The 6,001-nt window shown below is 44.3% G+C and carries 7 protein-coding genes and 1 pseudogene; 4 read left to right on the plus strand and 4 right to left on the minus strand.

From position 1 onward, the window contains the following. A partial coding sequence (locus C6H66_RS23035; protein ID WP_181150278.1) for a helix-turn-helix domain-containing protein occupies positions 1-88 on the minus strand: 88 nt, incomplete at its 3' end. A gap of 192 nt (positions 89-280) precedes the next feature. On the opposite strand from C6H66_RS23035, the pseudogene C6H66_RS23045 reads away from it, so the two are divergent. From C6H66_RS23045 to C6H66_RS23055, 3 genes and pseudogenes are all read left to right on the plus strand, one after another. Continuing rightward, positions 281-457 (plus strand): annotated as a pseudogene (locus C6H66_RS23045) (hypothetical protein); the annotation flags it as partial. Positions 458-738: 281 nt separating this feature from the next. Next, the gene (locus C6H66_RS23050; protein WP_105396838.1) at positions 739-1,338 is read left to right on the plus strand and encodes a hypothetical protein; all 600 of its coding nucleotides are present in this window, start codon (positions 739-741) and stop codon (positions 1,336-1,338) included. Between the two features lie 7 nt (positions 1,339-1,345). Continuing rightward, a complete protein-coding gene (locus C6H66_RS23055; protein ID WP_105396839.1) occupies positions 1,346-2,461 on the plus strand; it encodes a helix-turn-helix domain-containing protein in 1,116 nt (371 codons plus the stop codon). Positions 2,462-2,569: 108 nt separating this feature from the next. On the opposite strand, the gene exbD is transcribed toward C6H66_RS23055, so the two are convergent. Both exbD and exbB read right to left on the minus strand, forming a co-directional pair. Next, positions 2,570-2,995: a TonB system transport protein ExbD gene (gene exbD, locus C6H66_RS23060; protein ID WP_015835631.1), complete on the minus strand. Its 426-nt coding sequence runs from the start codon at positions 2,993-2,995 to the stop codon at positions 2,570-2,572. 3 nt (positions 2,996-2,998) lie between these two features. Beyond that, complete coding sequence (exbB, locus tag C6H66_RS23065) at positions 2,999-3,958, minus strand: tonB-system energizer ExbB (RefSeq protein ID WP_105396841.1); 960 nt, start codon at positions 3,956-3,958, stop codon at positions 2,999-3,001. A gap of 374 nt (positions 3,959-4,332) precedes the next feature. On the opposite strand from exbB, the gene metC reads away from it, so the two are divergent. Beyond that, a complete protein-coding gene (metC, locus tag C6H66_RS23070) occupies positions 4,333-5,511 on the plus strand; it encodes a cystathionine beta-lyase (RefSeq protein WP_105396840.1) in 1,179 nt (392 codons plus the stop codon). 289 nt (positions 5,512-5,800) lie between these two features. Here the strand turns inward: metC and C6H66_RS23080 are convergent. Then, on the minus strand, positions 5,801-6,001 hold a 201-nt coding region (locus tag C6H66_RS23080), incomplete at its 5' end, for a zinc ribbon domain-containing protein (protein ID WP_146111105.1).

A 6,001-nucleotide genomic window follows, 5' to 3' on the forward strand; every position in this document is an offset into this window, starting at 1 on the left:
ACGCGAAACGGACCGCACCGAACTGAGCATTGAGATAATCAGCCTGTTCGGGTGTCGGGTAAATGCGGACTTTGGTGGCTCTTAACATCATCAGCGCTCATCGGGATAGTTTATGTATTTTAACCGCTTTTTTTGGCCGTGTCCCCCCCGGGCTGCCAGTGAACGTGATGGTTAATAACCTGAAAGCCCTGCGGGCTTTTCGCCTTATATCACCGCCCGCATTGGGCGAGGGTTTACGGCGGATTTTGCTAAAATTCAATGAGATGCTCCTCATGTTAACTGTAATGGAGGAGCCATTTCTCTGGGCCGCCCACCAGGGGCATCTGGAGGGAGAATTTTGGCAAATGCGATCTATCAACTACATCGGCAACAAGGAAAATTGGCTTTAGGCAGAACCGCCGCCTGTAATGCTGATGTGCCCTTGCGCTCAATGTTGAGCGCCGCATTGATATCATAGATATTTATCGATTACCTATTTTCCCCAATAAAATCACTCTACTCTCTTTAATTCACTCTTTGGAGGCCAATTTTTTCCAGTTAGAAGTGGAAATTAAATGGGATTAGATGGCAATTAACTAAAAGAAATAAACATAAATGGTAATAAACAACCATATGATTTGTTCGATTTGAAGTACATCAAAAAACAATTTAGATGATGTTAGATTGACAAAATTGGAAAATTGCACCAACATCAAGGTTGACAAACTTGAATTTTTGCACCTTTAGAGAAAACAGCAAATGCCAAACATCCGCTACCCTTGGGAATTTCATCCGCAGTTAAGTGAAGAACGTTTAAGTATCATTGCAAAAGAATTACTCAATGTGCTTGATCATACCTATGAGCAGCTTTCTACACCATTAGATGATAATTATACCCGAGGTACCTGTACATTTGGCCGACAAAGGCAATGTCTTATCCAGCTCTGCATGAAAGGTACTTATGATTGGCTGAAACTAACTAATCCTGGTATGGATACGACCATCGAAATAGAAACAATCCCGCTTCGTTTTTTTACTGATGACCCAGAAAATCCCAAAAAATCAGGCTTCTTTCGCCGTAATAGTGTAGACCAACTCTGGGCGCCAGAAATCACGATACCAACAATATGGCGCTTTATTGTAGAAAAACCCCAGTTTGAAGGCGAAGGCGCACAAGTTCATTTTGCTGGTTACAACGAGCATGAAGAAATGTTGTCTCAATGGACTTACGATAACAGCAAAATTTCTGTGCTGCATTCTACAGACAACACACCGCCATCTGCGGTAACAATCGAATTGGATCCTATCAGTGCTGCGGTGCCTGATAAATCCAGAGAAAACAAGCGCAATAACAAGTAGGTGACAAGTGTTCAATGGTTCTAATTTGCGATTAGCTCGTCTGTATCACGAGCTATCTCTTGAGCAAGTGGCTGAGCAGGTTAATAAAACCCGCCAATATATTCAGCGGCTGGAATCCGGCTTTGCTGTGCCCACTAATGAACTTTCTAATGAATTAGCGACTGTATTGCAGGTTACTCCTGCGTTTTTTGAAACCCAAGTACAATCTCCTGTGAACGAGGAGATTGTTCATTTCCGTAAACGCAGCGCAATCAGAGTAGCAACAAAATTAGCAGCACTTGCAAAGGCTGAGTTATATAGGCGATTAATCGTTGTTTTTGAAGAAAACCTAAATTTACCCCCGGTGTTATTTCCTGAATTAAAAGCAAATTCCCCGGAAGAAGTTGAACGAGCAGCAGAAAAATGTCGGATTGATTGGGGATTAGGGTTTGGGCCAATTGAAAATGTGACTCGCTTGGCTGAAAAGCTAGGTGCATTTGTCACCTCGTTTGACTCGGTATCTGATGATGTTGACGCGTTATCCGTTCCATTAGATAGACCTTTCATTGTCAGAAATACAGCCAAGAAGTCACCATGCCGACAACGGTTTGATATTGCACATGAAATTGGACATCTTGTGTTACACGGCGGAATATCTACCGGTGACAGAATAACCGAATCTCAAGCCAACCAATTTGCCTCTGCCCTACTTTTACCACGAAGTGCAATGGCTAAATATTTCCCTGCCCCGATAGGCGGGAGAATCAATTGGCGAGGTCTAAGCGAGTTCAAGTTAACCTGGAAAGTAAGTAAAGCCGCAATTATTTATCGGGCGCATCAGCTTTCCCTTTTAAGCGATACGCAATACAAAACGGCTTTTTTGGGGCTTAAACGTAAGGGAGAAGCTATTGAGGAAAAAGAGGATTATCTTATTCCCCATGAAAAACCTGAATTATTTCATCGAGCAATAAAAGTACTTATTAATGATGTTTGTATTGATATTGAAGCATTAGCAAAGCGTTTAAAAATTACAGTGCCAATGCTGCTTGAATTGGCTAACGATAATTCACTTTATGAGCTTCATGATCAGACAGATTCTGTAAATGTCATTTCGATGTTTTCTTATCGATCCAGAATAGCGTGATTATCCCTCATCCTGTTTAAATTAAGCTCTTAATTAATACAAACCAATTATCATTTTATCTCAACCGCGCTTTCCAGCGCGGTTAATCAATAGAAGAATCAGTGACAATTAACCCGATGAAACCGCTTCCATTCCCACCAACCCCACTTTCAAATAGCCCGATTTACGCAAAGAGTCCATCACACTCATCAGTGTTTCATAATCCACGGTTTTATCAGCTTGAAAGAAGATGGTGGTCTCTTTATTAGATTGGGTGGTCTGATCCAATACCGCTGCCAAAGTATCATGATCGACCTGTTGATCACCGACATAAAGCTGACGATCAGCCTTAACCGTCAAGAATACCGGTTTTTCTGGACGTGGCTGCGGTTTTGCCGACGAAGCAGGTAGATCCACTTTAATATCAACGGTTGCCAGTGGCGCTGCTACCATGAAGATAATCAATAACACCAACATCACGTCAATAAATGGTGTGACGTTGATTTCGTGCAATTCGCCGCTATCGTCCAAATCTTCATTAAGACGTATTGCCATAAATCACCTTGTCTTGCTATTTGCTAAATCCAGATCACGGCCAAGCAGTAATAGTGACTGTGCCGCCATATCACCAACCTGACCACGGTAAGCAGTGATCATTCGGGCGAAGATGTTATAAATTACAACGGCAGGAATCGCCGCCACCAGCCCAAGCGCTGTTGCTAACAAGGCTTCCGCAATACCCGGCGCCACAACCGCGAGGTTAGTTGTCTGTGAGTGAGCAATACCGATAAAGCTGTTCATGATGCCCCATACCGTACCAAACAGACCAACGAAAGGAGAGATCGCCCCAATGGTTGCTAGGTAGCCATTACCACGCCCCATATGACGGCTGATCGCCGCAACCGAACGCTCCATACGGAAAGCAGCACGCTCTTTTGTGCTATTCAGATCAGTACTCTCGGAAGATAACTGGCGTTCTGCCCGTGCTTCACCCAGTAACAAACGGCTGATACTGAGTTTGTTGAAACCTTCGGCAATTTCCGCAGCCTGATCAAGACTCTTCACTTCCGCCAAAGCCAGTCGCTCTTTACGTAAACGACGACCAGCAGCCAACAGTTCTGTGCCTTTTGAGAAGAATAAGGCCCAGGTAATCACAGAAGCGATCACCAGACCAATCATCACGGTCTTAACAACAACGTCGGCGTTCTGATACATGCCCCAAATAGACAGATCAGTCGCAAAGCCGCTGGAAAGGCTGGCTTCATCAGCAGGAACGTTAGGTGCAACCTCATCCGTCGCAACCGGCGTCACTTGGGCGGCCTCCGTCGCAGGTGCCGTTTGCGGTGCAATCTGATTTGCAGGTGGTGCGGTTGTACCCGTCGTTGCCGGAGTAGAACCTGCAATTTGGGCGGTTTTTGCCGTAGTATTGTTGTCTGTTGCCGATGCAGGTGCTGTATCAGCCAATGCTGAACCTGTCAGCCCGAACGCTAATATTATTGAAGCAGTCAAATTTCGCATCAGTTGGCCTTTACTCCCTTTGCTATAAACCTTGTTATTTAGCCGTGAATTACTGTTCGTCATCTCACTAACCTTAATTTATACCGAGTCTTCACTCATCTTCACCAGATTGAATGAAAATGCAGGCTGATAATATCAAACCTTAAGTGATTTGATAGTAATTATCATTATTGTTTAATAAAAAAGTATTACCCCTTCACAAAATAAAGCTAAGGAGCCTCCAATCACAGGTAATCAGAATGAATTTTCGTCAAGTTGTTCTAATCCCTTTGTACAAAAAGGTCTAAATCTTTTAACGTGTTAACTCTATTTTTTTACACCATTTCAAAAATTGAAGTGTTCAAGGTAGCAATGGATCATGGCAGAAAAAAAAACTGGAAACTTCACTGGTCAATGCAGGTAGAAGCCAAAAATTTACTCAAGGCGCAGTCAATCCAATCATTCAGCGAACATCATCGGTGATCTTCGATTCTGTCGCCGCCAAAAGACAGGCGACGCAAAACCGGGCCAAAGGTGAACTATTTTATGGCCGCCGTGGTACACAGACTCATTTCTCTTTTCAAGCAGCAATGGCTGAACTGGAAGGTGGCGCAGGCTGTATGCTTTACCCTTCTGGCGCTGCCGCGGTTAGTAATGCCATTCTCGCTTTTGCCGCCGCCGGTGATCATATTCTATTAACCGGTTCGGCTTATGACCCGACGCAAGGCTTCTGCGACAAGATATTGTCACGGATGAATATTACCACTGATTATTTCGATCCCATGATTGGCGAGGAGATTGCTGATCTGATTAAGCCCAATACCAAAGTGGTGTTTCTTGAGTCCCCTGGCTCCATCACGATGGAAGTACAGGATATTCCCGCGATTGTCCGTGCAGTACGGCGCGTCAATCCAGATATTGTCATCATGATCGATAATACCTGGTCCGCAGGCGTGCTGTTTAAAGCACTAGAATTCGGCATCGATATTTCGATTCAATCAGGCACCAAATATATTATTGGTCACTCAGACGCAATGTTAGGGATTGCGGTGGCTAATGAACGCTGTTGTGTACAACTGCGAGAGAGTTCTTATTTGATGGGACAAATGGCAGATGCCGATACGGTTTATATGGCCAGTCGTGGATTACGTACTTTAGCTATTCGCCTGAAACAGCATGAAAAAAGCAGTATTGAAATCGCTCGCTGGCTGCAACAACGAACCGAAGTCGCCTCAGTCTATCATCCGGCTCTGCCTTCCTGCCCCGGTCACAAGAATTTCATCCGTGATTTCAGCGGCAGTAATGGTCTGTTCTCTTTTCAGTTGAAAGAGAAATTAACCCCGCAGCAATTTACCGATTATCTGGATAATTTTCACCACTTTAAAATGGCATTCTCATGGGGCGGTTTTGAATCTTTGATCCTGGGTTATCAACCAGAAGAGATAAAAATAATACGCCAGTACGGTGCGCCACAAAGAACGGGTACCCTGTTTCGCCTGCATGTCGGGCTGGAGAATGTTCAAGATTTGATTGATGATCTCACAGAGGGATTTAGTCGAATTTCGGTTGATTAATTTTATTGTTATTCAATGTAATAAACTGAAAAACTTAACACTTGGAAGTCGGCATGAAGCGATAATATAGATATATTGCCAGTACAATGTATTTGCATTACATTTCGTTAAGCAGATTCTCAAATCAGCATAACGAGGTAGAAATATGCACGTCTTACCAAATGTTGAGTTCGAAGTTAGTGCAGAATCCAAACTTACCCGTCGCAGCCAGACAACTATCCCAACATCTGTCCGTAAAGCGCTTAAGGTGACTGCTCCCCGCCGTAAAAACGGCGAGGCTTCCCACTTCTCAGGCCGCCACCGTCTTTATGACGGATTTACGCTGGCCTCCGTGGGCAGAGACGACGAGTCCCGCCGCCTGTAATTCTGTTATGCCCTTGCGCTCGATGTTGAGCGCCGCATTGATATCGCGGTCATGTTCGACTCGACAGAAAGGGCATTGCCAGAGCCGCTTACGCAGCGGCATTTCCAGCATTTTGTGACCGCAGCA

Origin of the sequence: Photorhabdus hindustanensis (assembly GCF_002968995.1) — a bacterium.
Taxonomy (GTDB): domain Bacteria; phylum Pseudomonadota; class Gammaproteobacteria; order Enterobacterales; family Enterobacteriaceae; genus Photorhabdus; species Photorhabdus akhurstii.